The 25,924-nt window shown below is 72.1% G+C and carries 23 protein-coding genes; 6 read left to right on the top strand and 17 right to left on the bottom strand.

The genetic code is table 11. The features are described 5' to 3' along the window. Window positions 1-25 precede the first annotated feature (25 nt). Genes EIY87_RS24160 through EIY87_RS24150 form a run of 3 tightly spaced genes read right to left on the bottom strand, consistent with a single transcriptional unit; the run spans window position 26 to window position 3,598 of the window. The gene (locus EIY87_RS24160; RefSeq protein WP_125312058.1) at window positions 26-2,200 is read right to left on the bottom strand and encodes a xanthine dehydrogenase family protein molybdopterin-binding subunit; all 2,175 of its coding nucleotides are present in this window, start codon (window positions 2,198-2,200) and stop codon (window positions 26-28) included. Next, on the bottom strand, window positions 2,197-3,159 hold the full coding sequence (locus tag EIY87_RS24155; RefSeq protein ID WP_125312056.1) for an FAD binding domain-containing protein: 963 nt from the start codon (window positions 3,157-3,159) through the stop codon (window positions 2,197-2,199). The genes EIY87_RS24160 and EIY87_RS24155 overlap by 4 nt, the downstream gene beginning before the upstream one ends. Beyond that, window positions 3,146-3,598: a (2Fe-2S)-binding protein gene (locus EIY87_RS24150; RefSeq protein ID WP_125312053.1), complete on the bottom strand. Its 453-nt coding sequence runs from the start codon at window positions 3,596-3,598 to the stop codon at window positions 3,146-3,148. The genes EIY87_RS24155 and EIY87_RS24150 overlap by 14 nt, the downstream gene beginning before the upstream one ends. A gap of 198 nt (window positions 3,599-3,796) precedes the next feature. Here EIY87_RS24150 and EIY87_RS24145 point away from each other — a divergent pair, with 198 nt between their 5' ends. Continuing rightward, a complete protein-coding gene (locus tag EIY87_RS24145; RefSeq protein ID WP_125312050.1) occupies window positions 3,797-4,363 on the top strand; it encodes a TetR/AcrR family transcriptional regulator in 567 nt (188 codons plus the stop codon). On the opposite strand, the gene EIY87_RS24140 is transcribed toward EIY87_RS24145, so the two are convergent. The 3 genes from EIY87_RS24140 to EIY87_RS24125 form a co-directional block, all read right to left on the bottom strand. Continuing rightward, window positions 4,360-4,719, bottom strand: coding sequence for a hypothetical protein (locus EIY87_RS24140; protein WP_125312048.1), 360 nt, complete (start codon window positions 4,717-4,719; stop codon window positions 4,360-4,362). The two genes, EIY87_RS24145 and EIY87_RS24140, sit on opposite strands and share 4 nt — an antisense overlap. A gap of 352 nt (window positions 4,720-5,071) precedes the next feature. After that, on the bottom strand, window positions 5,072-6,556 hold the full coding sequence (locus EIY87_RS24130) for a CoA-acylating methylmalonate-semialdehyde dehydrogenase (protein WP_125312045.1): 1,485 nt from the start codon (window positions 6,554-6,556) through the stop codon (window positions 5,072-5,074). Between the two features lie 16 nt (window positions 6,557-6,572). Then, window positions 6,573-7,442 (bottom strand): Cgl0159 family (beta/alpha)8-fold protein, encoded by an 870-nt coding sequence (locus tag EIY87_RS24125; RefSeq protein WP_125312043.1) that lies wholly within the window; start codon window positions 7,440-7,442, stop codon window positions 6,573-6,575. 121 nt (window positions 7,443-7,563) lie between these two features. On the opposite strand from EIY87_RS24125, the gene EIY87_RS24120 reads away from it, so the two are divergent. Further along, window positions 7,564-8,340 carry a GntR family transcriptional regulator gene (locus EIY87_RS24120; RefSeq protein ID WP_125312041.1) on the top strand — a complete coding sequence of 259 codons (777 nt, stop codon included), beginning with the start codon at window positions 7,564-7,566 and terminating at the stop codon, window positions 8,338-8,340. 270 nt (window positions 8,341-8,610) lie between these two features. Here EIY87_RS24120 and EIY87_RS24115 read toward each other — a convergent pair whose 3' ends face one another. The 6 genes from EIY87_RS24115 to EIY87_RS24090 form a co-directional block, all read right to left on the bottom strand. Beyond that, the gene (locus EIY87_RS24115) at window positions 8,611-9,810 is read right to left on the bottom strand and encodes a PP2C family protein-serine/threonine phosphatase (protein ID WP_125312039.1); all 1,200 of its coding nucleotides are present in this window, start codon (window positions 9,808-9,810) and stop codon (window positions 8,611-8,613) included. Further along, window positions 9,810-10,802, bottom strand: coding sequence for a SpoIIE family protein phosphatase (locus tag EIY87_RS24110; protein WP_125312037.1), 993 nt, complete (start codon window positions 10,800-10,802; stop codon window positions 9,810-9,812). The genes EIY87_RS24115 and EIY87_RS24110 overlap by 1 nt, the downstream gene beginning before the upstream one ends. Next, on the bottom strand, window positions 10,799-11,221 hold the full coding sequence (locus tag EIY87_RS24105) for an ATP-binding protein (protein ID WP_125312035.1): 423 nt from the start codon (window positions 11,219-11,221) through the stop codon (window positions 10,799-10,801). The genes EIY87_RS24110 and EIY87_RS24105 overlap by 4 nt, the downstream gene beginning before the upstream one ends. After that, entirely contained in the window at window positions 11,211-11,594 is a 384-nt protein-coding gene (locus tag EIY87_RS24100) for an STAS domain-containing protein (RefSeq protein WP_125312033.1), read from the bottom strand. Before EIY87_RS24100 ends, EIY87_RS24105 begins: the two co-directional genes overlap by 11 nt. Next, entirely contained in the window at window positions 11,591-12,424 is an 834-nt protein-coding gene (locus tag EIY87_RS24095; protein ID WP_125312031.1) for an STAS domain-containing protein, read from the bottom strand. The genes EIY87_RS24100 and EIY87_RS24095 overlap by 4 nt, the downstream gene beginning before the upstream one ends. A gap of 74 nt (window positions 12,425-12,498) precedes the next feature. Next, a complete protein-coding gene (locus EIY87_RS24090; protein WP_404800092.1) occupies window positions 12,499-12,960 on the bottom strand; it encodes a MarR family transcriptional regulator in 462 nt (153 codons plus the stop codon). A 129-nt stretch (window positions 12,961-13,089) separates the two neighbouring features. Between EIY87_RS24090 and EIY87_RS24085 the strand changes: the two genes are divergently transcribed. Beyond that, window positions 13,090-14,286, top strand: a complete 1,197-nt coding sequence (locus EIY87_RS24085; protein WP_125312028.1) for a PP2C family protein-serine/threonine phosphatase — start codon at window positions 13,090-13,092, stop codon at window positions 14,284-14,286. A gap of 43 nt (window positions 14,287-14,329) precedes the next feature. Here EIY87_RS24085 and EIY87_RS24080 read toward each other — a convergent pair whose 3' ends face one another. The 3 genes from EIY87_RS24080 to glgX all read right to left on the bottom strand — a co-directional run bounded on the left by EIY87_RS24080 (window position 14,330) and on the right by glgX (window position 18,756). Next, complete coding sequence (locus EIY87_RS24080; protein ID WP_125312026.1) at window positions 14,330-14,755, bottom strand: Hsp20/alpha crystallin family protein; 426 nt, start codon at window positions 14,753-14,755, stop codon at window positions 14,330-14,332. Between the two features lie 78 nt (window positions 14,756-14,833). Next, the gene (gene ctaD, locus EIY87_RS24075; RefSeq protein ID WP_125312023.1) at window positions 14,834-16,543 is read right to left on the bottom strand and encodes an aa3-type cytochrome oxidase subunit I; all 1,710 of its coding nucleotides are present in this window, start codon (window positions 16,541-16,543) and stop codon (window positions 14,834-14,836) included. Between the two features lie 65 nt (window positions 16,544-16,608). After that, window positions 16,609-18,756: a glycogen debranching protein GlgX gene (gene glgX / locus EIY87_RS24070; protein WP_125312021.1), complete on the bottom strand. Its 2,148-nt coding sequence runs from the start codon at window positions 18,754-18,756 to the stop codon at window positions 16,609-16,611. Between the two features lie 110 nt (window positions 18,757-18,866). Between glgX and EIY87_RS24065 the strand changes: the two genes are divergently transcribed. Beyond that, entirely contained in the window at window positions 18,867-19,841 is a 975-nt protein-coding gene (locus tag EIY87_RS24065) for a sensor histidine kinase (RefSeq protein WP_225440012.1), read from the top strand. Between the two features lie 78 nt (window positions 19,842-19,919). After that, window positions 19,920-22,175 carry a glycoside hydrolase family 3 N-terminal domain-containing protein gene (locus EIY87_RS24060; RefSeq protein WP_191984246.1) on the top strand — a complete coding sequence of 752 codons (2,256 nt, stop codon included), beginning with the start codon at window positions 19,920-19,922 and terminating at the stop codon, window positions 22,173-22,175. Here the strand turns inward: EIY87_RS24060 and EIY87_RS24055 are convergent. Next, window positions 22,172-24,013: a glycoside hydrolase family 5 protein gene (locus EIY87_RS24055; protein ID WP_125312017.1), complete on the bottom strand. Its 1,842-nt coding sequence runs from the start codon at window positions 24,011-24,013 to the stop codon at window positions 22,172-22,174. The two genes, EIY87_RS24060 and EIY87_RS24055, sit on opposite strands and share 4 nt — an antisense overlap. A 56-nt stretch (window positions 24,014-24,069) precedes the next feature. Continuing rightward, entirely contained in the window at window positions 24,070-24,723 is a 654-nt protein-coding gene (locus tag EIY87_RS24050) for a TetR/AcrR family transcriptional regulator (RefSeq protein ID WP_125312014.1), read from the bottom strand. A gap of 92 nt (window positions 24,724-24,815) precedes the next feature. Between EIY87_RS24050 and EIY87_RS24045 the strand changes: the two genes are divergently transcribed. Further along, complete coding sequence (locus EIY87_RS24045; protein WP_191984245.1) at window positions 24,816-25,919, top strand: serine hydrolase domain-containing protein; 1,104 nt, start codon at window positions 24,816-24,818, stop codon at window positions 25,917-25,919. Window positions 25,920-25,924 lie beyond the last annotated feature (5 nt).

Genomic DNA, 25,924 nt, shown 5'->3' with positions numbered 1-25,924 from the left:
GATGGATAACGGCGGGGACGACCGGTCAGTCTTCGAGGAGGTCCTCGATGGTGATCGGGATGTGCCGGACCCGCGTGCCAGTCGCGTTGTACACGGCGTTGGCCACCGCCGCCGCCATGCCGACCGTGCCGATCTCGCCGAGGCCCCGCGCGCCGACCGCGTTGTGGAGCGTGTCCGGGTACTCGACGAAGTGGACGTCGACCGCCGGGATGTCGGCGTTCACCGGGAGCAGGTAGCTCGCGAAGTCGCCGTTGGCGAGCCGGCCGCTGGCCTCGATCTCCAGGCCTTCGTGCAACGCCGCCGAGACGCCCCAGATCATGCCGCCCATGATCTGGCTGCGGGCCGCCTTGTCGTTGATGATCCGGCCCGAGTCGAACACACCCAGCATCCGCGACACGCGGGCTTCGCGGGTCAGCTTGTGCACCCGGACCTCGCAGAACTGGGCGCCCCACGAGCTGAACGAGTGCTTCGTGAGCTCCTCGCCCGGCGCCGACGAGCCGGTCACTTCGAGCGACTCGCGGCCCACGGCGCGCAGCAGCTCGCCGAAGGTCATGCTGCGGCCGTCGGCGAACACCTTGCCGTCGGCGTAGGTGACTTCGTGGCCTTCGAACGGCGCACCCGGATCGGCCGCGAGCGCCACCAGCTCGTCGATCGCCTTGACCGCCGCGATCATGATCGCGGTGCCCGCGCTCGCCGTCGCCGTCGAGCCGCCGGACAGGCCGCCCGACGGGAACGTCGAGTCGCCGAGCCGCGGCGTGATCCGGTCGGCCGGGATGTCGAGCGATTCCGCGCCCACCAGCGCGAGCACGGTGAGCAGGCCGGTGCCGGGGTCGGCGCCGCTCATGGCGACGCCGGCGGTGTCGTCCGCCTGCAGCGTGACGCGGGCCGTGGCCGGGAACCGCAGCGCCGGGAACATCGCGGTGGCGACGCCCATGCCGACGAGCCAGTCGCCGTCGGTGCGCGAGCCGGGCGGGCGGTGCGCCCAGCCGAAGCGCTGCGCCCCGACCCGGAAGCACTCGTCGAGGTGCTTGCTCGACCACTGCAGGTCCTTGCCGGGCGGGGCGGTCGAGTTGTTGCGGACGCGCAGCTCGATCGGGTCCATGCCGAGCGCGACGGCGAGCTCGTCGATCGCGCTTTCCAGCGCGAACGAGCCGGGTGCCTCGCCGGGGGCGCGCATGAACGTCGTCGGCGGGACGTTCAGCGGCACGATCTTCTGGCTGATGGCCAGGTTCCGCGTGGCGTACCACTCGCGCGAGGTGCCGTGCGACGTCGGCTCGACGAACGAGCGGGCGGTGTCGGTGCTGCACCACGAGTCGTGGCTGAGCGCGACGAGCGAGCCGTCCCGTTCGGCGCCGAGCTTGATCGTCTGGACCGTCGCGGCCCGGCCCGCGGTCGCGGTGAACACCTGCTCGCGGGTGAGCGCGGCCTTGACCGGGCGGTTGAGGGCCCGTGACGCCGCGGCGGCCAGGAACGCCGGCGCCGACGTGCGGCCCTTGCCGCCGAACGCGCCGCCGACGAACGGGTTCACGCAGTGGACGGCGGTCAGCTCGAGTTCCAGAGCGCTGGCGATTTCCATCGCCTGCAGGTCCGACGCCTGGTTTCCGCTGTAGACGGTCAGCTCGCCGTCGTCCCACACCGCGACCGCGGAGTGCGGCTCCATCGCCGCGTGGTTCTGCGTCGCGGTGACGTAGGTGGCCTCGACGACGACCGGGCTCGCGGCGAAGGCGTCTTCGATGGATTCGACGCCGTCGGCGAGGACCTCCAGCGACGGCGGCGCGCCGTCCCGGGCCGGCGGCGCGTCCTCGGCCGTGGCGAGGCCGTCCATCAGCGACGTCTTGGCCGGCAGCGCCCGGTAGGCGACGTTCACGAGCGACGCCGCGTCGCGGGCCTGCTCGAACGTCTCCGCGACGACGAAGCCGATCGGCTGGCCGTAGTAGGTGACTTCCTTGTCCTGCAGCGGAACCCACGTCTCGCCGAACAGCGGCGACGTGGCGGTGCGCATCTCCAGCGGGTCGAACGGCGAGTACACCCCGACCACGCCGGGTGCCTCCCGCGCGGCGGAGAAGTCCATGGCTTCGATCTCGCCGTGGGCGATCGTGCTGAGCACGACGTAGCCGTAGGCCATGCCGGGGAAGTGGTGGTCGGCGCCGTACTTGGCCCGGCCGGTGACCTTCAGCGGCGCGTCCAGCCGGGTGATCATCGGGTGCTCTCCTCGGTCAGTTCGAGCAGCGCGCGGACGAGGGTCCGCTTGAGCAGCGGCACCTTGTACCCGTTGTCGGACAACGGTCGGGCGCCATCGGCCGCCGCGGCGGCGGCTTCTTCGAAAGTGGCCTGGGTCGCCGGGCGGCCGCGCAGCGCGGCTTCGACGGCAGGCAGGTGCCACGGCACGGTCCCCACGCCGCCGGCCGCGACGCGCGCGTCGGCGACGACGCCGTCCCGGACGTCCAGCGCGACGGCGGCCGAGCACAGCGCGAACTCGTAGGACTGCCGGTCGCGCACCTTGACGTAGGTGGAGTTCGCCGCCCAGTCCAGGCGGGGCACGATCACCTCGGTGATCAGTTCGCCCGGCCGCAGGTCGTTCTCCAGCGCCGGGGTGTCGCCGGGCAGCTGGTAGAAGTCGCGGAGGGCGACTTCGCGCGTGCCGTCGGCGTCGGCCAGCTGCACGCGGGCGTCGAGCGCGACCAGGGCGACCGCGACGTCGCTGGCGTGCGTCGCGGCGCACGAGTCGCTGGTGCCGAGGATCGCGTGCATCCGGTTCGCGTTGGTGAGCGCGGGGCAGCCGCTGCCCGGCACGCGCTTGTTGCACGGCGAGGCGACGTCGCGGAAGTACGAGCAGCGCGTGCGCTGCAGCAGGTTCCCGCCGATGCTGGCCATGTTCCGCAGCTGCTGGGACGCGCTCAGCAGCAGGGCCCGCGAGATCGCCGGGTACACCTGCGGGTGCGCGGCGATGGCGCTCATCCGCTCGAGCGCGCCGAAGCGCAGGCCGTCGCTGGTGTCGATGCCGCGCAGCGGGACCTGGTTGATGTCGAGGACGTGCTCGGGGGTGAGGACGTCGAGCTTCATGAGGTCGACGAGCGTCGTGCCGCCGGCGAGGAAGGTGCCGGGGGTCGCGAGCGCCGCTTCGACGGTGGTGGGCGCGGTCAGCTCAAAGGGACGCATCGGCGCTCCTCGCCTGCTCGACGGCCTTGACGATGTTCGGGTAGGCGGCGCACCGGCAGAGGTTGCCGGACATGAACTCGCGCACGTCCTCGACGCCCTGCTCGACGGCGGCGACCGCGGACATGATCTGCCCGGCGGTGCAGAACCCGCACTGCAGCGCGTCCTGGTCCACGAACGCCTGCTGCACCGGGTGCAGCTCGTCCGCTGTGGACAGTCCTTCGACGGTGGTGACCGGCTCCTTGACGGTGGCGGCGAGGGTCAGGCACGACAGCACGGGCCGCCCGCCGACGTGCACCGTGCAGGCGCCGCACTGACCGCGGTCGCAGCCCTTCTTGGGGCCGGTGACCTCGAGGCGCTCGCGCAGCGCGTCCAGGAGCGTCACGCCGGGATCGACGGTGAGGTGTTCGGTACTGCCGTTGACTTCGAGTGAGATGTCCACTGGTCTCTTTCCGCAGCTCGCCCGGTGCGGGCGGTGGTGGTGGCGGCGATCAAGGGAGCGGATAGTCATCCGCTTCACCTGGTCGCGAGGCTAGCGGATTACAATCCGCTTCGCAACGAACCAGTCACGCTGGAGTTGCTCCAGGTCTGGGTTAGATTCGGACGGACACCCGATGCGGAACGAGGAACGGGAGGGACGATGACGACGGGCTCGGTCAGCCCCCGGCGCGCGGACACCCGGCGCAACCACGAGCGCATCCTCGTCGCGGCCGGGGAGTCGCTGGCCCGGACGGGCGAGGTCTCGTTCAACGCGATCGCGAAGCAGGCCGAGGTCGGCGTCGGCACGGTGTACCGGCACTTCCCGACGCCGGAGTCGCTGATCCTCGCGGTCTACCAGCGCGAGGTGCGGCACATCGTGGACATCGTGCCGGTGCTGCTGGACAAGCACGGGCCGGCCGAGGCGTTCCGGGTGTGGGTCACCGACCACCTGGCGCACTACATGATGACGAAGAAGGGGCTCGCCGACGCCCTGCGCCGCGCGACGGCCTCGCGCGGCGAGCTGCCCGCGAGCGCGTACGAGTCCATGATCGGCGCGATGGCGGCACTGCTCGAAGCGAACGAAGCGGCGGGCACGGTGCGGCCCGGCCTCGACCCGGTGGTGGTGCTGCGCGGCCTGGCCGGCCTGCTGCTGCTCGACCCGGGCGGCGACTGGCGGGGCGAGGCCGCGAGCCTGGCCGAACTGCTCTGGCACGGGATGGCCCGCTAGGCGGGTGCGTCCAGCCGGACGGTCACCGTGACCCGGCCCTTTTCGTCGCGGCGGGCGACGGCGTGCCCGGTGCGGTCGGTGTCGTCGAGTTCCAGCGACAACGGGGCGCCGTCGCCGGTGAAGTTGCGCCACCACGACTTCGCGTCCGGGAGGCGGACGCCGATCGTGACGACGTCGCCGGTGCGCCGGTAGCCGACGGGAGTGGTGAAGGTGCGACCGGAGCGGCGGCCGGTGTAGGTCACCTGGGTCAGGTGGCGGCGGACCAGCCGTCCCCAGCGCGGTGACGTCCGGAGTGCGCCCACGCAGGTGTTGACGCGGGCGACGGCGTTCTTCGGGAGCGGGCCTCGGTACCCCATGGGGTCCACCGTACCGGAAACCGGAGAAGTGTGTTCCGGTTACTCGCGCCGGCTGGCGGAAGTCCCGGACGAGCCGCCCGGCTGTACCGCGCCGACACCGCCCGAGACGGTCCGGGTGGTCGGCGGCCACCAGCCGGCTGTACGCGCCGCCCGAGTCGTTGCCGATCAAGGAGCTGGCCGAGCGGTTGGTCCGGGCGGTCGCCGAGCAGAACGGCCGCCTGGTGGACGCGCTCCGCCGCGGCGTGGTGGCGGGGGAGCTTCGGACGGTCGACTCCGAGGAAGTCGCGACGGCGGGCTGCCTCGCACGGCCACCGACGTCGTGGCGCATGGGCTGCTGGCCCGCTGGCGGGAGTCAGTTCGACGTCGGGAAGTTGAACCCCGCTTCCGTGTGCGGCCAGCGGGTGGTGACGACCTTGGCGCGGGTGTAGAAGCGGACGCCTGCCGGGCCGTGGATGGGGCTGTCGCCGATGAGGGAGTCCTTCCAGCCGCCGAAGGAGTAGTACGACATCGGGACCGGGATCGGGACGTTGACGCCGATCATGCCCACCTTGACCTCGCGCTGGAACTTGCGGGCGGCCTCGCCGCCGGCGGTGAAGATCGCGGTGCCGTTGCCGTACGGGTTGGCGTTGATGACCGCGATCGCCTCGTCGACCGTGTCCGTGCGGACGATCGCCAGGACCGGGCCGAAGATCTCCTCGCGGTAGGCGTCCATCTCCGTGGTCACCTTGTCCAAAAGGGACGGTCCGACGAAGAAGCCCTCGTCGTGGCCTTCGACTCGCAGGCCGCGGCCGTCGACGACCACCGTCGCGCCCTGCTCGGCGCCTCGCGCGACGGAGTTCACCACCCGCTCGCGGGCGGCTTCGGTGACGACCGGGCCCATGTCGCTCGCCGGGTCGCTGCCCGGGCCGACCTTGACCTCGTTGGCCTTCCGCTCGAGGATCTCGACGAGCTTGTCGCCGGCCGCGCCGACCGCCACGCCGACCGAGATCGCCATGCAGCGCTGGCCGGCCGAGCCGAACGCCGCCGCGGTGAGGTGGTCGGCCGCGTAGTCCAGGTCGGCGTCGGGCAGGACCACCGCGTGGTTCTTCGCGCCGCCGAGTGCCTGGACGCGCTTGCCGGCCGCGGTGCCGCGCTCGTGCACGTACTTGGCGATCGGCGTCGAGCCGACGAACGACACGGCCGCGATGTCCGGGTGGTCGAGGATCGCGTCGACCGCGGTCTTGTCGCCGTGCACGACGTTGAACACGCCGTCCGGCAGACCGGCTTCGGCGTACAGCCGCGCGACGAAGTTCGAGGCCGAGGGGTCGCGCTCGCTCGGCTTGAGGACGAACGTGTTGCCGGTGGCGATCGCGATCGGGTGCATCCACAGCGGCACCATGATCGGGAAGTTGAACGGCGTGATCCCGGCGACCACCCCGAGCGGCTGCCGGAAGTCGTGCACGTCGACGTCGCGGGAGACCTGGTCGGAGAAGCTGCCCTTGAGCGCGTCGGCGATGCCGCACGCGTACTCGACGACTTCCCGGCCGCGCACGACCTCGCCGCGGGCGTCCTCGATCACCTTGCCGTGCTCGCTCGAGATGATCCGCGCCAGCTCGTCCTCGTGCCGCACCAGCAGCTCGCGGAAGGCGAACATCACCTTGGTGCGCTGGGAAAGCGAGGAGTTGCCCCACGTCTCGAAGGCCTTGCCCGCGGCCGCGACCGCGGTGTCCACATCGGACGCTTCGGCGAGCAGGACTTCGGCCTGCTGCTGTCCGGTGGCCGGGTCGTAGACGGGCGCCCTGCGAGTGGAGCCCGCAGACGTGGCCGTGCCGTTGATCCAGTGTTCGATGGTGTTCACGCTTGCTCCTCCAGGTTCACAGCAGGCCCACCGCGGTGTCGACGGCCTTGGCGACGTCGCCGTCGTGCGGGTAGAGCAGCGAGCGCCCGACCACGAGGCCCTGCACGGTCGGCAGCGCGAGGGCCCGTTGCCACGCCGAGAAGGCCGCGTCGGCGTCCTTGACCTCGCCGCCGAGCAGGACGGCGGGCAGCGTCGAGGACGCCAGCACGCGCTCCATCTCGTCCACCACCGGCAGCTTGAGCCACGTGTAGGCCGACGAGCGGCCGAGCCCGGCGGCGATGGTGATGGACTTGATCACGGCGTCGGGGGAGAGGTCGTTCTTGAGGCGCCCGCCGGCCCAGACCGACAGGAACGGCTCGACCAGCGCGATCAGCTTGCGGTCCGCCAGGTCGTTGACGGCTTTCGCGGTGTTTTCCAGGACGCTGGGGGTGGCGGGGTCGTCGAGGCAGATCCGGGTCAACGTCTTGCCGCCGTCGAAACGCATCCGCTCGATCGCTTCGGCGTCGTAGCAGGCGAAGCGGTCGTCGATCTCGAAGCTCGAGCCGGCCAGCCCGGTGCGGTTCATCGAGCCGAACACCGTCTTGCCGTCCAGCACGCCGAGCAGCAGCAGGTCGTCGATGACGTCCGCGGTCGCGAGCACGCCGGTGACGCCGGGGCGTTCGAGTGCGAGGCACAACCGTTCCAAGAGTTCGCCGCGGTCGGCCATCGCCGCCGGGTCGCCGCCCACCGCGTTCGCGCCACGGGCGGGGTGGTCCGCGGCGATGATCATCGTGCGGCCCTTGTCGTTGAACGGCGACGCGGCCCGCACCCGGTTCGCGGCCGCTTCGGCGATCGCTTCCGGGTTGCGCACGCGTTGGGCGACGATCCGCCGCAGCATGTCGGTCACGGTTGTGCTCCCCCTCCCAGGGTCGTTCCGCGATCGACGATTCCAGTGGCTCGGGACTTTGTCAAGACATATGGACAACACGTCATCCCTACGTGGGCGGCCGAGGCGGTAGCATCCGGGGATGAGCAAGCCGGACGTCACCTTCGGGTCCTGGGATCCCGGCCGGGAGATCGTCGTGGACCCGGGCAGCCCCGAGCCGCTGTACTTCCAGGTTTCGCGGCAGCTGCACGCCGCGATCGCGGACGGCAGGCTGCCGGCGGGCGCCCGGCTGGGCAACGAAGTCGACCTCGCCGCGAACCTGCGCCTCTCGCGCCCGACCGTCCGCCAGGCGATCCAGACGCTGGTCAACCAGGGGCTGCTCGTGCGGCGGCGCGGGGTCGGCACGCAGGTCGTCCGCACCAAGGTCGCCCGCCCGCTGCGGCTGAGCAGCCTGTTCGACGACCTCGCCGGGCTGGGCGGCAAGCCCGGGACGGCGGTGCTGGCCAACCGCGTCGAGGACGCCGACGGGGAGGTGGCCGAGCTGCTGGAGGCGCCCGGCCTGACCCGCGTGCGCCGCCTGACGCGGATCCGGTCCACCGACGGCGAACCGCTCGCCCTGATGAACAACTACCTGCCCGACGGCGTCATCGACCCGACCGACGACGAGCTGCGCGAACGCGGCCTCTACCAGCTGCTGCGCTCGGCGGGGGTCCGGCTGCACGCGGCGGAGCAGAACATCGGCGCGCGGACGGCGACCGAGGAGGACGCGGAGCTGCTGCGCGAGGAGCCGGGTGCGGCGCTGCTGACGATGCAGCGGACGACTTACGACGACACCGGGCGGGTGGTCGAGTACGGGTGGCACGTGTACCGGGCTTCGCGGTACACGTTCAACCTTTCGCTGACCAATGGGCCGGGGTGAGTGCGGTTCTTGGTGCGGTGGAGCGGGTTCGGCGGGAGTGCGGCAGGTGCGGGGCGCGGGGCCGGGCAGCGGAGTGGCGTTGTGGGCGGTGCGACGGCTTAGTCGGGACCGTGGCGGCGCGGCCGGTGCGGGCGCGGGAACGCGGTCGGTGCGGGGTGCGGGGCCGGGCGGTGGAGTGGCGCCGTGGTCGGTGAGGCGGCGGGCCGACGCCGGCGCTGGGTGCGGCGTGGGCTGAAACCGGCGTAGCGCCGTAGTCGGCGCCGAGACCGGCTACCGTCCGGAAAGGACAGTCGGGCGGCGGAGCGCCAGGACCACCGTGTCGTCGGCGTGCCGGACGATGTCGTGCATCCTCGTCACCAGCTCGCGGGGCAGGGTCGGGGCCGGGTGGGTGCGGAGGGTCTCCGCCAGCTTCAGCAACCGGGCCTGGCCTTCGTCGATGTCCTTGCGGCTCTCCACCAGGCCGTCCGTGTAGAGCAGGAGCGTGTCGCCCGGGGCCAGGTCCAGTTCGACGAGGCCGCGGCTGCCGGGGTCCGGGAAGCCGACGCCGCGGCCCGGGGTCGGGGCGGGGAGGAGGCGGGCGGGGGCGGACGGGGTGACCAGCACCGGTTCCGGGTGGCCGCCGTTCGCCAGGTGGGTGCGGCCGGTCGACGGGTCGAGGCGGGCGAGGACGACCGTGGCCATCAGGTCGGGCTCGATCGGGGCCAGGGTGCGGGAGGCGCGCGCGATCAGGTCCGGGAACGGGTGTCCCTCCAGGGCCAGGGTGCGGATCGCGTGGGTGGCGGTGAGGGCGTGCCGGGTCGAGGTGACGCCGTGGCCGACCGCGTCGACCAGGGTCACGTGGACCTGGCCGCCGGGCAGGACGAACCAGTCGTACAGGTCGCCGCCGGTCGGGGAGTCCTGGTCGGTCGGGGAGTAGTGGACGCCCAGTTCCAGGCCCGCCGCGAGCGGCGGGCGGGGGCGCAGCGCGTCTTCCAGCTCGCGGAAGATCACCGCGTGCGCGCGGCGGAGCTGTTCGTCGCGCTGCTCGAGGTCGACGTACATCGCGAGCACGCCGCTGTTGGTCTCCGCCAGCTCGTGCTTGAGCTGCCGCTGTTCCCGGGTGAGCGTGTCGGCGCGGGCGATCAGCGCGAGCATCTCCTCGCGCGTCGCGCGGTCGTCGTCGAGGTCGGCGGGCGTCGCGGGGCCGCCGCCGGCCAGGTGCCAGGTGAGCGTCTCGTCGTCGCCCGTTTCGGGCAGCAGCGGCAAGGCGTTGCGGCTGTGCTGGCTCACCGCGTGGTCGAGCCGCGCGGTGACGGCGAGCCGCCGGTCCGAGGCCGCCGTGGCCACGTCGACGGTTTCGCCCGCGGTCAGGGCGGGTTCGGCGAGCAGCGTCACGGCCAGCACGAGCCGCGCGCGGTCGCCGGGGTCGACGCCCGCTTCGCCGCAGGCGGTGCGCAGCCGGGCCCGGATCCGGGCCAGGTCCGGGCGCATCAGGTGCGCCGGTCCGCGCGCAGGGCGAGTGCGGCCGCGTCGTCGCGCGGGTTCCGGTGCCGGTGGGCGAGCTCCGCGGCGAGCAGCAGCAGGTCCGGGACGCGGCCGGGGACGCGCCAGCCGGTGCCGACGCCGTCGGTGTGCAGGACCACGGCGTCGCCGTCGGCCAGCTCCAGGTGCCGGACCGGGGCCGAGGGCAGCGTGAACCCGACGATGCCCGGGGTGCTGAGCAGCAGCCGGGACGCGCCGCTGCCGACGCTCGCGCCGCTGACGTTGCCGACGCCGCAGAACTCGAGCCGCCGCGGCGCCACCCGCACCAGCGCGACCGCGGCGCCGCGGGTCGTGCGGAGCGCGCGGTGCATGTTCGTGAGCTGGTGGGACAGCGGGCGGTCCGGGTTCTCGGCGAACACGCGCACTGCCGCCTCGGCGGCTTCGGCCGCGTCCGGGCCGTGGCCGAGCCCGTCGGCGACGACGGCGGTCCGGCTGCCGGTGACGTCGGCCAGCGCGACGGCGTCGCCGCAGTGCTGCTCGTCTTCGCGCGCCAGGCGGAAGTGCCCGATCGCGCCGCCGGGCGGGGGCGGCGCGGGCGCGAGCAGGCGGGCGGCGGCGAGCGTGCCCGCCGCGGGCGAGGACGTGATCCGGAAGCCGGTCGCCATCCGGTGCACCGCGCCGAGGCCGGTGCCGAGCGTGGCGGTGGTCGTGTTGCCGTCGACCAGCCAGTGGTCGAGGTCGGCCATGCCGGGACCGTCGTCGGCGGCCAGCACTTCCACGCCGCGCCCGGTGAGCGACCGCTGCACGAACACCGAGCCGCCGGTGGTGTGCTTGTCGATGTTGCCCGCGAGCTCGGCGGCCACGACCGCGGCGCGTTCGGTCAGCACGTCCGGCAGCCCGGCCGCGCGCGCGGTTTCGCGGGCGACGCGGGCGGCGGCGTACCCGGCGCTCGGGTGGTCGACGCGGACGCGGTGGGTCGGCTCGGCGACGGTGGCGGTCACGGCTGCCAGCGCGCGACCGTGACGGTGGTGCCGCGGCCGGGCCCGGTGTCGAGGTCGAAGTCGTGGACCAGGCGGCGGGTGCCGCCGAGGCCGTGGCCGAGTCCCGCGCCGGTGCTGAACCCGTCGGTCATCGCCTGCTCGACGTCGGCGATCCCCGGACCCTCGTCGCGGACCCGCAGCCGCAGCCCGGTGCGGCCCGCCGGATCCCGCACGACGCTGACGGTCATCGTGCCGCCGCCCCCGTGGAGGTAGGCGTTGCGGACCAGCTCGCTGGCCGCGGTGACGATCTTCGTCTGGTCGACGATCGAGAACCCGGCGGCGACCGCGGCGGCCCGCACGGCGTGGCGGGCGGCGAGGAGGTCTTCCTCCACCCGGACGGGGTGCTCGGCGGGCGGGACCGTCCGCTCGTCAGGAAGCACGGGACGCTTCTTCGGCGGGGCGGCGCCAGCCCAGCAGCTCCATCGCCTGCTCGGCGTTGAGCGCGGTCGTGACGCCGGTGAGCTGCAGCCCGAGCTCGGTCAGCGTCAGCGCGACGGCGGGGCGCATGCCGGCCACGATCATCCGCGCGCCGAGTAGCCGTCCGGTGCCGGCGAGTTGCATGAGCACGCGGGCGACGAAGGAGTCGATGATCTCCAGGCGGGAGATGTCGATGACGACTCCGCGGATGTCCTCGTTCGCGATGCGCGTGGTCAGCTCGTCGGTGAACGCGAGCGCGGTCTTGTCGTCGAGGTCGCTCATCAGCCCGCTGAGCAGGATGTCGCCGAGGCGCAGGATGGGCAGGCCGGCGGTCACCCCGTCACCGCGCCCGGACGGGTGCTGTCGCCGAGCAGCTGCAGCGCGGTGGCGAGCGCGTCGGCGAGGGAGCCGCGGGTGACGATGTGGGAGAGGTCGATGCCCAGCTGGGTGATGGTCTGCGCGATCGACGGGCGGATGCCGCTGATCACGCACTCCGCGCCCATCAGCCGGACGGCGCCGACGGTCTGCAGCAGGTGCTGGGCCACGGCGGTGTCGACGGTCGGGACGCCGGTGATGTCGATGATCGCCACCCGCGCCTCGTTCGCCTGGATCGACTCGAGGAGGTTGTTCATCACGACCTGCGTGCGGGCGCTGTCGAGGGTGCCGATCAGGGGCACCGCGAGGACGTGGCGCCACAGCCGCACGACCGGCGTGGACAGCTCCAGCACCTGGCTGTGCTGCTCGCGGATGATCCGTTCCCGGCCCGCCGCGTAGACCTCGAAGGTCAGCACGCCCGCGCTGTCGAGCAGCTCGTCGACCAGCAGCGCGGCCCGGTAGCGCAGCGCGGAGTCCTCGGTGTGCCGCTCGATCGCGCCCAGCATCGTGCGCTTGAGCGCGAGGATCGCCATGGCGGTGGCCCGCGGCTCGGCACCCGCGCGGGCCCGGCGCTCCGAAAGCGACGTCAGCGCGTCGCGGACCGCGGGGTCCTGGTCGACGATCCGGGACACCGGGAGCGTGCCGCCGATCGCGGCGCCCAGCGCTTCCAGCAGGTCCCCGGCTTCCCCGCCGGGTGCCTGGCCGGCCCACTCGCGGGCGAGCGCCGCCCGGTCCTCCGCCAGCACCCGCGCCAGCACCGCGCGGACCTGGCCGTCGTCCGAGCCCAGCACCGAGCCCTCCTCCGATGATCGGGGGCGCGCTCTGTTGTACGCCGGTTGACTGTTGTCATATAACAACAGTTGTGTCAGGGATGCAAATCCGGGGTCTCGTCGGCGAGGTCCCGGTACTCCGCCAGGCCGGTCGCGAGCGCGGCCCGGCCGTCCGGCGTCATCTTCGCCAGCAGCGCCTCGACGCGGTCCCGGCGCCGGGACCGCAGGTCCTGCAGGTAGGCGCGGCCGCGGTCGGACAGCCGCAGCGTCAGCTCGCGCCTGCTGCGCGCGCTGGGCAGGCGTTCGAGGAAGCCCACCGCCTCCAGCCGGTCGCACAGCCTGCTCACCAGCGGCGGGGTCGAATCGAGCTGTTCGGCCAGCTCCCGCAGGTTGATCCCGTCGCGGCGGTCGAGCGCGACGACCGCGCGCAGCTGGGACACCGACAGCGGCCGCGGCGACACGTCCCGCACGCCTTCCAGGACCGATTCGAAGAGGCGCGCGAGAGCGGCCACCCCGTCCGGGGCGGCCTGCTCGCGGGATCGATCCACGGCGTCCACTCTCGCATCCCTATGCTGAACCGGCAGCACAGCTCACGCGAATCGCCGTAGACCGGCACGCCGGGGCGGCGCAGACTCGACAGACTTCCCCGCGCCGCCGCGCGCGGGACCGTGAGCAGGAGGCAGGCGTTGGACAGATCCCTGGCGGTGGAGCGTCTCCTCCGTGACGTACCGCCGCACGACCTGCCCCGTGCCCTGCGCTCGGCGCTGCGCGAGCACTTCGGCGCCGAGTCGGTGGAACTGCTGATGGCCGACTACGCCCTGACCGAGCTGTGCCAGGTGGGCGAGCAGCCCTACACGTCGGAGCCGATCCCGGTCGAGGGAACCACCCCGGGCGCGGCGTTCGTCGCGCAGGCGGCGGCGTTCGAGCCGGCCGGCGACGGCGTCACCGGCTACCTGCCGGTCAGCGTGCGCGGGGACCGGCTCGGCGTCCTGGCCGTCACGCTGCCCGCCGAACCCGAGCCGCCGGTCTGGGCCGAGCTCGAGCGGTTCGCCGAGGCCGTGGCCCACGAGCTGTTCGTCGCCGACCGCGACACCGACCTCTACATCCAGGCCCGGCGGTCTTCGCGGCTGACGCTCGCCGCGGAGATGCAGTGGCAGCTGCTGCCCGGGCGCGCCTGCACCCGGGCGGAGTTCGCGCTCGGCGGCCAGCTCGAACCCGCCTACGCCATCTACGGCGACTGCTTCGACTGGTCGGCGTCCGCGAGCAAGCTCGCCGTCACGCTGATCAACGGCATGGGGGAGGGCAGCGAGGCGGCGCTGCTGACGAACCTCGCGATCAACGCGCTGCGCAACGCCCGCCGCGCCGGGATCCCGCTCGACGCGCAGGCCGAGCTCGCCGACCAGGCGCTCTACGCCCACCACCGCGGCGCCGAGCACGTGGCGGCGCTGCTACTGGAATTCGACCTCGCCACCGGTGCGGTGGCCGTGGTCGACGCGGGCTCGCCGCGGCTGTGGCGGCTGCGGGACGGGAAGGCCGAGCGGGTCGTCTTCGACGAGCAGCTGCCACTCGGTACGTTCGACGGCACGATCTACGAGATCGAGAGCCTGCAGGCGGGCGAAGGCGACCGGTTCGTGTTCGTCAGCGACGGCGTCTACGACGCGGTCGGCACGCACGGCGAGCGCTACGGCGACCGTGAGCTCGCCGAGGCGGTCGTCAAGACGGCCGACCTGCCCGCGGCGCACGTCCCGGGCGCGGTCCTGCGGGAGCTGACGACGCGGCGGCACGGCGGCCAGGCGGAGGACGACGCGATGGTCGTGTGCCTCGACTGGTTCGGCCCGGCGGCGGGCAGCGGAGGCGGGATTTCGGTGCGGCGGGCGGACTGAGCGAGGTCCCCGGCGGGCCACCGCGGCCCGCCGGGGACGTGCGTCAGGCCTGGATTTCCTTGCGGTCGGTCGCGCCGCTGATTTCGATGCGCCGCGGCTTGGCCTTTTCGGCCACCGGGATGCGCAGGGTCAGCACGCCGGCCTCGTAGTCGGCGGCGATGTGGTCGGTGTCCAGGCTGTCGCCGAGGAACAGCTGACGGGAGAAGACGCCGAGGGGGCGTTCGGAGACCTGCATCTGCACGTCGTCACCGCCGGGCAGCGGGCGCCGTTCGGCCTTGACGGTCAGCACGTTCCGCTCGATGTCCAGCTCGATGGCCTCGGGCGAGACGCCGGGCAGGTCGAAGCAGACGACGAACTCGTTGCCGGCGCGGTAGGCGTCCATCGGCATCGCGGCCGGCTTGGTCCAGGTGCCGAAGGCCTGCTGGGCGAAGCGGTCCAGTTCGCGGAACGGGTCGGTGCGCATCAACATCGGGCTCCTCCTTCACGATCGGGGTGTCAATACGCACTACCTTTCTAACATGTCATCGATGTGATGACAAGTGGCAAGTCATCGATGAGATGACTTCTTCGTCCCATGGTCCTTGCCGACGTTGCCTTCCGCGCGCATCCGCTCGGCCATGTGCGGGTGGTGCAGCTCGAACGCCGGGCGCTCGGAGCGGATCCGGGGCAGGTCGACGAAGTTGTGCCGGGGCGGCGGGCTGGTGGTCGCCCATTCGAGCGAGTTGCCGTAACCCCACGGGTCGTCGACGCCGGCCGGTTCGCCGTAGCGGTAGCTCTTGACGACGTTCCAGAGGAACGGCAGCACCGACAGCCCGAGCACGAACGCCCCGATCGTGGACACCGTGTGCATCCAGGTGAACCCGTCCGAGGACAGGTAATCGGCGTAGCGGCGCGGCATGCCCGCGTCGCCCAGCCAGTGCTGGATGAGGAACGTCGTGTGGAAGCCGATGAACGTCGTCCAGAAGTGCCACTTCGCCAGCGGCTCGTCCAGCATCCGGCCGGTGATCTTCGGGAACCAGAAGTAGATGCCGGCGAAGGTCGCGAAGACGATCGTGCCGAACAGCACGTAGTGGAAGTGCGCGACGACGAAGTAGGTGTCGTGGATGTGGAAGTCCAGCGGCGGGGCGGCGAGGATGACCCCGGTCAGCCCGCCGAGCAGGAACGTGACGAGGAAGCCGACCGACCACAGCATCGGCGACTCGAAGGTCAGCTGCCCCTTCCACATCGTGCCGATCCAGTTGAAGAACTTGATCCCGGTCGGCACCGCGATGAAGAACGTCATGATCGAGAAGAACGGCAGCAGCACGGCGCCGGTGGCGAACATGTGGTGCGCCCAGACCGCGGCCGACAGCGCCGTGATGCCGATCGTCGCGAACACCATGAGCTTGTAGCCGAACAGCGGTTTCCGGCTGAACACCGGGATGATCTCGGTGACGATCCCGAAGTACGGCAGCGCGACCACGTAGACCTCGGGGTGGCCGAAGAACCAGAACAGGTGCTGCCACAGGATCGCGCCGCCGTTCTCCGGGTCGAACACGTGCGCGCCGAGGTGCCGGTCGGCCAGCAGCGCGAACAGCGCCGCGGTCAGGATCGGGAACGCCAGCAGGATGAGGATCGCGGTGAACAGGATGTTCCAGGTGAAGATCGGCATGCGCCACATGAGCATCCCCGGGCAGCGCAGGCAGACCACGGTCGTGATCATGTTGACCGCGCCGAGGATCGTGCCGAGCCCGGCGACGATCAGCCCGGTGATCCACAGGTCGCCACCCACACCGGGGGAGTGGATCGCGTTCGACAGCGGGGTGTAGGCGGTCCAGCCGAAATCGGGCGGGCCGCCGGGGGTGACGTAGCCCGAAAGGACGATCAGGCCGCCGAAGAGGTACAGCCAGTAGGAGAACGCGTTGAGCCGCGGGAACGCCACGTCCGGCGAGCCGATCTGCAGCGGCAGGACGAAGTTCGCGAACCCGAACAAGTTGGGTGTCGCGTAGAGCAGCAGCATGATCGTGCCGTGCATGGTGAACAGCTGGTTGTACTGCTCGGGCGAGAGGAACTGCAGGCCGGGGCGCGCCAGCTCGCCGCGCATCAGCAGCGCCGTCAGCCCGCCGATCAGGAAGAACCCGAACGACGTCGACAGGTACAGCACGCCGATCGTCTTGTGGTCGGTCGTGCGGATCGTTTTCAGCAGCGCGGCACCGCGAAGACCCCGCCGCACCGGGCGGTGGGCGATCGGGGTCGTGCGGCTCACGGTTTCGGTCATGCGAACTCGCCACCTGAGGCCGGCGGAACAGCGGTCTCCGCGCGCATACCCGCGCGTGAGCGCGGTTACACCTCCGTCCGGAGCAGGACGGCGAGGGAGCGGGCGCCGACCACGAGCGTGCCGCCGCCGCGCACCGTGCGGGGCGTCGTCAGCCGGTCGCCGACCAGGACACCGCCCACCGACCGGTGGAACACCTCGCCCGTGGTGGAGTCGAGCACGACCGCCCACTCTTCGCCGTACTCGCCGTCCGGGACGGTCATCGTGATGTCGTCCTCGTGGGCGTTGAAGCAGAGCAGGAACGAGTCGTCCACCACCCGCTCGCCGCGCGCGTCGCGGTCGGGGATCGCGGTGCCGTTGAGGAAGACCATGATGCTGCGCCCGAAGCCGGCTTCCCAGTCCTGGTCGGTCATCTCGGCGCCGTCGGGGGTGAACCACGCGATGTCGCGCAGCTCGTCGCCGCGGCGGATCGGCCGGCCGGCGAAGAACCGGCGACGGCGGAACACCGGGTGCTCGCGGCGGAGGCCGATCACCGCCGAGGTGAACTCGACCAGCTCGCGGTTGCGCTCCAGCAGCGACCAGTCGACCCACGACAGCTCGTTGTCCTGGCAGTAGGCGTTGTTGTTGCCCTGCTGGGTGCGGCCGAGCTCGTCGCCGTGCAGCAGCATCGGCACGCCCTGGGACAGCAGCATCGTGGCGATCAGGTTGCGGCGCTGGCGGGCGCGCAGGCCGAGGACCTTCTCGTCGTCGGTCGGGCCTTCCGCGCCGCAGTTCCACGACCGGTTGTCGTCGGCGCCGTCGCGGCCGTCCTCGCCGTTGGCCTCGTTGTGCTTTTCGTTGTAGGACACCAGGTCGTCGAGGGTGAAGCCGTCGTGCGCGGTGACGAAGTTGATCGACGCGAACGGGCGGCGGCCGTCGCTCTGGTAGAGGTCGGACGAGCCGGTGATGCGGGACGCGAACTCCCCCAGCGTCGCGGGTTCGCCGCGCCAGAAGTCGCGGACGGTGTCGCGGTAGGCGCCGTTCCACTCGGTCCACAGCGGCGGGAAGTTGCCGACCTGGTAGCCGCCCGGGCCGACGTCCCAGGGCTCGGCGATCAGCTTCACCTGGCTGACGATCGGGTCCTGCTGCACCAGGTCGAAGAACGTGGCCAGCCGGTCGACGTCGTAGAACTCGCGCGCGAGCGTGGCGGCGAGGTCGAAGCGGAAGCCGTCGACGTGCATCTCGGTGACCCAGTACCGCAGCGAGTCCATGATGAGCTGCAGCGTGTGCGGCTGGCGCACGTTGAGCGAGTTGCCGGTGCCGGTGTAGTCCATGTAGTACCGCGGGTCGTTCTCGACCAGCCGGTAGTAGGCCTGGTTGTCGATGCCGCGCAGGGACAGCGTCGGCCCGAGGTGGTTGCCCTCGGCGGTGTGGTTGTAGACGACGTCGAGGATGACCTCGATGCCGGCCTCGTGCAGCGCCCGCACCATCGCCTTGAACTCGTGCACCTCGCTGCCGGGCGTCGCGGCGTACTCGTTGTGCGGCGCGAAGTACGCGATGGTGTTGTAGCCCCAGTAGTTGGCCAGGCCGCGCTCGGTCAGCGCGTGGTCGTGCAGGAAGTGGTGGACCGGCATCAGCTCGACGGCCGTGACGCCGAGCGTCTTGAGGTGGTCGATCACCACCGGGTGCGCCAGCCCGGAGTAGGTCCCCCGCAGCTCGTCCGGGAGGTCCGGGTGCAGCTTGGTCAGCCCGCGGACGTGGGCTTCGTAGACCACCGTCTCGTTGTACGGCACCTTCGGCGGCCGGTCGGTGGCCCAGTCGAAGTACGGGTTGACGACGACCGCGCGGACGGTGTGCGCCGCGGAGTCGTCGTCGTTGCGCTCCTCGGGCCGGTCGAAGCGGTAGCCGAACACGGACTCGTCCCAGTCGACGCGGCCGGTGACGGCCTTGGCGTACGGGTCGAGCAGCAGCTTGGCGGGGTTGCACCGGAGGCCGCGGCCGGGGTCGTGCGGCCCGTGGACCCGGTAGCCGTACTCCTGGCCGGGGCCGACGCCGGTCAGGTAGCCGTGGTGGACGAAGCCGTCGACCTCCGGCAGCCGGATCCGGGTCTCGGTGCCGTCGGGGTCGAACAGGCAGAGGTCGACGCGTTCGGCGACCTCGGAGAAGAGGGCGAAGTTGGTGCCGACGCCGTCGTAGTCGGCTCCGAGCGGGTAGGGGGAGCCGGGCCAAGGCTGCACAGGGCCTCCACAGTGCGCGAGTGAATTCGGGACGGGATACCCCGTCCGCCCGCCTCGAACCGGTGACCTGCCTCTCTCGCGCGGACGGCGCCCCGGCGTACGCTCGCATGGTGCAGCTGCCGACCCCCTTGTCCTCTCCGGCGGCCGGAACCGCCGCCAAGGGCTACGACCACGCGGCTGTCCAGTACGCCTCCGACGAGGAACTGCTCGCCGTCGGTGTCCCGTTCCTGACCGCCGGGATCGCCGCGGGCGAACCGACCGCCGTCTCGCTGGCGCCGGAGCGAGCCGAGCTGCTGCGCGAGGCGCTCCCGCCGGGCTCGGGCACGCACTTCCTGCCGACCGACGACCTCTACGCGCGGCCCGCCGTCGCGATCCGGTCCTACCGCGAGCTGCTGGCCGGGTTCGTCGACGCCGGGGCGACGGGCATCCGCGTCTTCGGCGAGATCCCGCGTGCCGCGATCGACACGTCGTGGGACTGGTGGGCGCGCTACGAGGCCGCGGTCAACCACGCCTACGGCCAGTTCCCGCTGCGCAGCGTGTGCGCGTACGACACCCGGACGACGCCGCGCCACGTGCTCGACGACGTCGCCCGCACCCACCCGTTCGTCGCCGTGCCCGGCGGCGAGTACCGGCCCAACGACGGTTACGTCGACCCGCTGGCCTTCCTGGCCGTCCCGCGGCCGACGGCGCCGCACCCGATCCAGCGCGCCGAGCCGCTGGTCGTGCTCACCGATCCGCAGCCACGCGAGGCCCGGCAGGCGGTGCTGGCCGCGAACCGGACCGGGCTGCCCGCCGCCGAGATCGACGACCTCGTCCTCGCGGTCAGCGAGATCGCCGACAACGCGCTGCGCCACGGCCGCCCACCGGTCACCCTGCGGATCTGGGCCGGCCCCGGCTGCATGGTGGTGACCGTGCACGACACCGGCGATGGCCCCGGCGACCCGTTCGCCGGTCTGCTGCCTGCCGACCGCGAAGTCGGCGGGCGCGGGCTGTGGATCACGCACCAGATCTGCGGCGAGGTCACGCTGCACCGCGACGACACCGGGTTCACGGCCCGGCTGACCGCCGGGAACCCGGGGCGCTGACCCGCTTCCGGCGAGCACTGCGGCGGGCGGCGCGGCGGCATACGCTGTTCGCGCTCGCCTCGCGAAAGGGTCCCCGCCATGTCGCAGCAGGTAACTCACGGAACTTCGGCCGCGGACGGGGTGAACCGGCGCAGCGTGCTCGCCGGGCTCGCTGGCGGCGTCGCCTCGATGGGGCTGCTCGCCCCCTCCGCCACCGCCGCCGAAAGTGGCGGGCGGCCGCCACGCGACGAACGCGTCGAAGCGCTGCTCGACAAGATGACCCTGGCCGAGAAGATCGGCCAGCTCCAGCTCGTCGGCGACGAGAACACCGCCCGCGCGGCGCTCGCGGACGGGCGGCTCGGCGGCGTCTTCTCCGTCGTCGGCGCGGCGAAGCTCAACGCCCTGCAGCGCCTCGCCGTCGAGGGGACGCGGCTGAAGATCCCGCTGATCTTCGGCCTCGACGTGATCCACGGCTACACCACCAACTTCCCGATCCCGCTGGCCCAGGGCGCGAGCTTCGACCCCGCGGTGGCGGCCACGGACGCGACGGTCTCGGCGAAGGAAGCGCGAAGCAGCGGGATCCACTGGACGTACGCGCCGATGATGGACGTCACCCACGAGCCGCGGTGGGGGCGGATCGCCGAAGGGTCCGGCGAAGATCCCTACCTGGCGGCGAAACTGGCCGTCGCGAAGGTCCGCGGCTACCAGGGTGACGACTACGGCAAGGCGGACCGGGTCGCCGCCTGCGCCAAGCACTTCGTCGCCTACGGCGGGGCCGAGGGCGGGCGCGACTACAACACCGTCGACGTCTCGCTGCAGCGGCTGCACAACCTCTACCTGCCGCCGTTCAAGGCCAGCGTCGAAGCGGGCGTCGCGACGGTGATGGCCAGCTTCAACACCATCAGCGGTGTGCCCGCGCACGGCAACGGCTACGTCCTGCACGACGTCCTCAAGGGCCGCTACGGCTTCAGCGGGTTCGTCGTCAGCGACTACACCGGCATCCAGGAGCTGATCCTGCACGGCCTGGCCGGCGACGGCGCCGACGCCGCGGCGGCCGCGCTGCCCGCCGGTGTCGACATGGAGATGGTCAGCACGAACTACGCCGAGTTCGCGCAGCGGCTGCTGGACCAGCGGCGGATCACCCGCGACCAGATCGACGACGCCGTCCGCCGGATCCTGCTGGTGAAGTTCCGGCTCGGCCTGTTCGAACGTCCCTACGTCGACGAGTCCGGCGAGGTCAAGGCGCCTTCGCCGGCCGCGCTGGCCGCGTCGCGGCAGGCCGCCGGGCGGTGCATGGTGCTGCTGAAGAACGACGGGGCGGTGCTGCCGCTGGCGAAGTCGGTCGGCTCGGTCGCCGTCGTCGGCCCGCTCGGCGCGGCGACCTACGACCTCAACGGCACCTGGGCGGGCCTGGGCACCGGCGCCTCGACGACCCCGCCGGTGACGGTGGTCGACGGCATCAAGGCGGCGGCACCGGGCGCCGCGGTGACCTACACCGCCGGCTGCACCGTCGAGGGCACCGACACGAGCGGGTTCGCCGCGGCACAGCAGGCGGCGCGCGCGGCCGACGTGACGGTCGTGGTGGTCGGCGAAACCGCCGCGATGAGCGGCGAAGCGGCCGCGCGCAGCACCATCGACCTGCCGGGCGTGCAGCAGCAGCTGGTGGCGGCGATCAAGGAGACGGGCAAGCCGTTCGTGGTGGTGCTCGTGAACGGGCGGCCGCTGACCATCCCGTACCTGCACGACAACGCGCCCGCCGTGCTCGAGGCGTGGGCGCCGGGCGTGCAGGGCGGTCACGCGATCGCCGACGTCCTGTTCGGCGTGGTCAACCCGGGCGGCAAGCTGCCGGTGAGCTTCCCGCGCGCGGTCGGGCAGATCCCGATCTACTACAACCACGAGAACACCGGGCGCCCGGCCGACCCCGCCAACAAGTACACGTCGAAGTACCTCGACCTGGAGTCCGGCCCGCTCTACGAGTTCGGCCACGGCCTGTCGTACACGACGTTCCGCATCGACACCCTCCGGCTCTCGGAAACGCGGATGCCGGCCCGCGGCGGGCGGATCGAGGTGAGCGTCCGGGTCGCCAACACCGGTTCCCGCGCGGGCGACGAGGTCGTGCAGCTGTACCTGCGCGACCCGGTCGCGAGCATCGTCCAGCCGGTGCGCCGGCTGCGCGGCTTCCAGCGGGTGACCCTGGCCGCGGGTGCGTCGACGACGGTGTCGTTCACGCTCACGCCGGAGGACGTCGGGTTCTACGACAACGCGGCGCAGTTCCGGGTCGAGCCGGGGAAGATCGAGGTGTACGTGGGCAACAGCTCCGCGGCGACGTTGTCGTCGAGCTTCACGGTGGTCTAGGAGCGGCAGAGCAGCGCGTCCGGCGTCCGGCTCGACCCGATCCGGCCGGTGTACGCCACCCCGGCGACGTACTCGCCGGGGTTGCACTGCCCCTTGTAGTGGCCCGAAGCGAAGTCACCACCCAGGTCGCCCGGCGGCCGGTTGTCGCCGCGGTCGAACCAGACTGTCCGGCCCGTGCGGCCGAGCGGGGTGGGGGAACGGCCGCACAGGACCGCGGAGACCGCCGCGCCCTTGACGCTGTAGCCGACGACCGCGTGGTCGGCCGGGCACTGGGCCTTGGTGTAGCCGGACGCCCATTCGGTGTCCACATAGGACTCATCGCGGACCACGGTGTACGCCGTCGGTGTGGGTAGCGTGCCGGTGCAGAGGCCGCGGTTGCCGGTGTGCGCGAGGCCGGTCAGGCGCTGGCCGTCCGGGCAGGCGCCCTTGCGCGCGCCCGGGTCCCAGTCCGGCTTCGCCCGCATCGCGCGGGAGGCCTGGAAGTCGGCGTAGTCGAGGTTGAGCATCGACCAGTGCTCGGCGGGCGCGATCTGCCCGGTGCGCGACGGCGCGTTCACCAGCCGCTGCCAGGCCGGGCCGCGCCAGTCGGTGCCGTCGAGGACGTCGATGCGCCGGCCCGCCGCGTCCCAGGCCAGCAGGGACCAGCCGTCGCCGGAGCCGTTCGTGTGGAAGCCGACCGCCGGCCAGTAGGCGAAGTCGGTGTCGGTTTCGGCGAGGTAGTCCACGAAGTTCTCGAACCAGGCGCGGGAAGCGGCGTCGGTGGTGCCGCGGCCCTCGCCGAACTCGCTGATCCACAGCGGCGCGGTGTAGTGCTTGCCGGTCTCCGCCTCGACGAAGAACGCCTGCCGGTACAGGGTGTCGCGCAGCTGCTGGGGTGTGAGGTCGCGGTAGCGCGGGTCGTGCGTCTCGCCGACGCCGGTGGCGCCCGAGTGGTTCGGACCGGTGTAGCCGTAGAAGTGCGCCGAATAGACGAGCTTCCCCGAGTCGACGAGCGTGTGCGACAGGGTGCGCGCGGGCTCCAGCGTGGGACGGCCGTGCGCGAAGCCGTCGATGGGCAGGCCGGTCCAGTTGATGCCCTCGACGATGATCAGCAGGTCGCGGTTGGCTTCGGTGAGGATCCGGTCGGCGACCTGCTGGCTCGCCCGCTGCCAGTCGGTGCCGTTGCCCCAGCCCCAGTTCGGGTCGTCGAAGACGTTGCGGCGGACCTCGTTGTACAGGTCCGCGCCGACGACGCGCTTGTTCGCGGCGTAGCGGCGGGCCATGAACAGCCAGTCGTCCTGCCACTGCTGCTCGCTCTGCGCGGTGTTCCAGCGCTCGTTGCCGTCGAGCCCGCAGCACCAGCGCGACGTCGTGGTGTGGTTGTTGAGGATGACGGCGAACCCGCGCGCGGTGAGCCGCTCGACGACGCGGTCGTACACCTGCAGCGGGGTCAGGCCGTGGAGATCGGGGTTGGCGGGCAGGTCGGGGACCGCGGCGGTCGCGTGGATCATCGCGTTGGAGAACGGCAGCCGCACGCTGTTGAGGCCCAGCCGCGCCAGCCCGTCGATGACGGTGTCGATCGACGCGCGGTCGAGCCCGAGCGGGGTCTGGTAGGCGATTTCGCCCGCGTGGTGGTTGGCGGGGTCGTTCGCGTCGCCAGACCCGGTCCACGTCCCGCTCGCGCCGTGCCAGTTGGCGGCTTTCAGCTTGAACCGGTCGCCGTTGGCGTCGACGAGGTAGCGCCCGCGGGTGCTCAGTGGTCCGGTCCACGTCGCCGTCGAAGCGGGCGCGGGCGGGGAAAGGACGACCACGAAGCCGACGGCCGACAGCACGGTGAGCACGGCACTGAGGAACCTCACCGGCGGAGGTTAGCCAACCACCGCACCGCGTGTATACGGCCACGCGGGTGCGGTGATCAGGGGATCGCGGCCTCGATGTCGGCGAGCTGGGCCGCGATGAGCTCTTCGAACGCGGCGCCGCGGTCGGCGCCGAGGGGGCGGACGTCGCGGGCGAAGTGGGCCAGCGCGGGGAAGCGTTCGGGGTCGGCGCCCAGCACCGCGACGCGGAACAGCTCCAGGCCCTGCTCGCGCTCCTCGGGCGTGATCGTGGTGACGCCGGCCTCGGCCGAGATCAGCGCGGCGATGAGGATCCCGAGCCGGTGGTAGCGCGCCGGGATCTCTTCGTCGGGCAGGCCCGCCTCGCGCAACGCCTCCAGGACCTGCTCCATGACGAGCCGGGAACCGTGGCCGCCCGAGGCGTAGCGGCCCCAGATCGCCGCGATCTGCGGTTGCGTGCCGAACGCCTCCCGCAGGCGCCGGGCCAGCGCGGTGAGGCGCTGCTTCCAATCGCCTTCGGGCCGGTAGCCGTCCACGGCGGACACCAGGATGCGGTCGGCGAGCGCGCGCAGCAGTTCCGTCTTGGTGCGGAAGTGCCGGTAGAGGCTCGAGGAGTCGGTCCCGAGCGCCGCGGCGAGCTTGCGCACGCTGAACGACTCCGCGTCGCTCGTGCGCAGCAGCTCCGCCGCCGTGTCCAGGATTTCTTCGGTCGTCCAACGCCTGCGGCCCGCCATTTCGCCCCTTTCGACGTCGTCAGCATAACCTATGCACTTGCTGTTGCACGCACCGCGTGCATAATGAGGACACATCGACCCTGGGAGGAACCGTGCAGAACTCCGCCGCACTCGACGCGGCTCTCGAAGACGTCCACCGCGCCGGCGTGCCCGGCTTGTTCGCCGAAGTCCGCGACGGCGGCCACGTCTGGCGCGGCGCCGCCGGGGTCGCCGACGTCGAGACCGGGCGGCCGGTCACCGCCGGCATGCGCCACCGCGTCGGCAGCATCACCAAGACCTTCACCGCCGCCGCCGTGCTGCTCCAGGTCGAAAGCGGCCGCCTCGACCTCGACCGCCCGGTGCGCGAGTACCTGCCGGACCTCGTGCCCGGGGACGCGATCACCGTCCGGATGCTGGTGAACCACACCAGCGGGCTCGCCGAATACCTGCCCTACGCCTACCCGTCGCTGCGCGCGTTCCCCGACCTGGCGAACACCTCGCCGCAGAGCATCGACGACCACCGGTTCACGCGGTTCGACCCCGTCGAGCTGATCAAGCTGGGTGTCGCCGCGCCGCCCGCCAGCGCGCCGGGCAGCACTCCCGGGCTGTACTCGAACACCAACTACCTGCTGCTGTGCGAGCTTCTGGAACGCGTGACCGGCATCGCGGCGGAGAAGGTGATCACGCGGGACGTCATCGAGCGCGCCGGGCTCCGGGACACCGAACTCCCGTGCGGCACGGAGGTCGACGGTCCGCACTCGCGGCTCTACGAGTGCTGGTTCGGCATGATCGACCCGCCGCGCGACTACAGCGTCTACGACATGTCGTGGGTCGGGCCGTCGGCGTCGCTGATCTCGACGGTCTCGGACCTCAACCGCTTCTACGCGCGGCTGCTGGCCGGCGAGATCGTCAGCCGGGCTTCGCTGGCGGAGATGCAGCGCACGGTGCCGGTGATTTCCCAGGAGGGCAAGGTGATCCCGTACGGACTCGGCCTGCACCCGACGGAAACGCCGGGGCAGCAGGCCTTCTGGGGGCACGGCGGCACGGTCTGGGGTGGCGGCGCGCTCGCCATGACCCGCGCCGACGGCGGCCGGCAGCTGGCGCTCGCGGTGAACCTGCAGCGGTGGAACACCCTCGACGCCTCGGGCCGCCCGCAGCCGCACCCGATCGACGCCGCGCTCGCGGCCTTCCAGCGGCTCGCGCTGTACGGCGGGTGAGCGGC

The sequence above is a fragment of the Amycolatopsis eburnea genome, from assembly GCF_003937945.1.
Lineage (GTDB): Bacteria > Actinomycetota > Actinomycetes > Mycobacteriales > Pseudonocardiaceae > Amycolatopsis > Amycolatopsis eburnea.
This window is presented reverse-complemented; position numbering and strand designations above follow the sequence as displayed.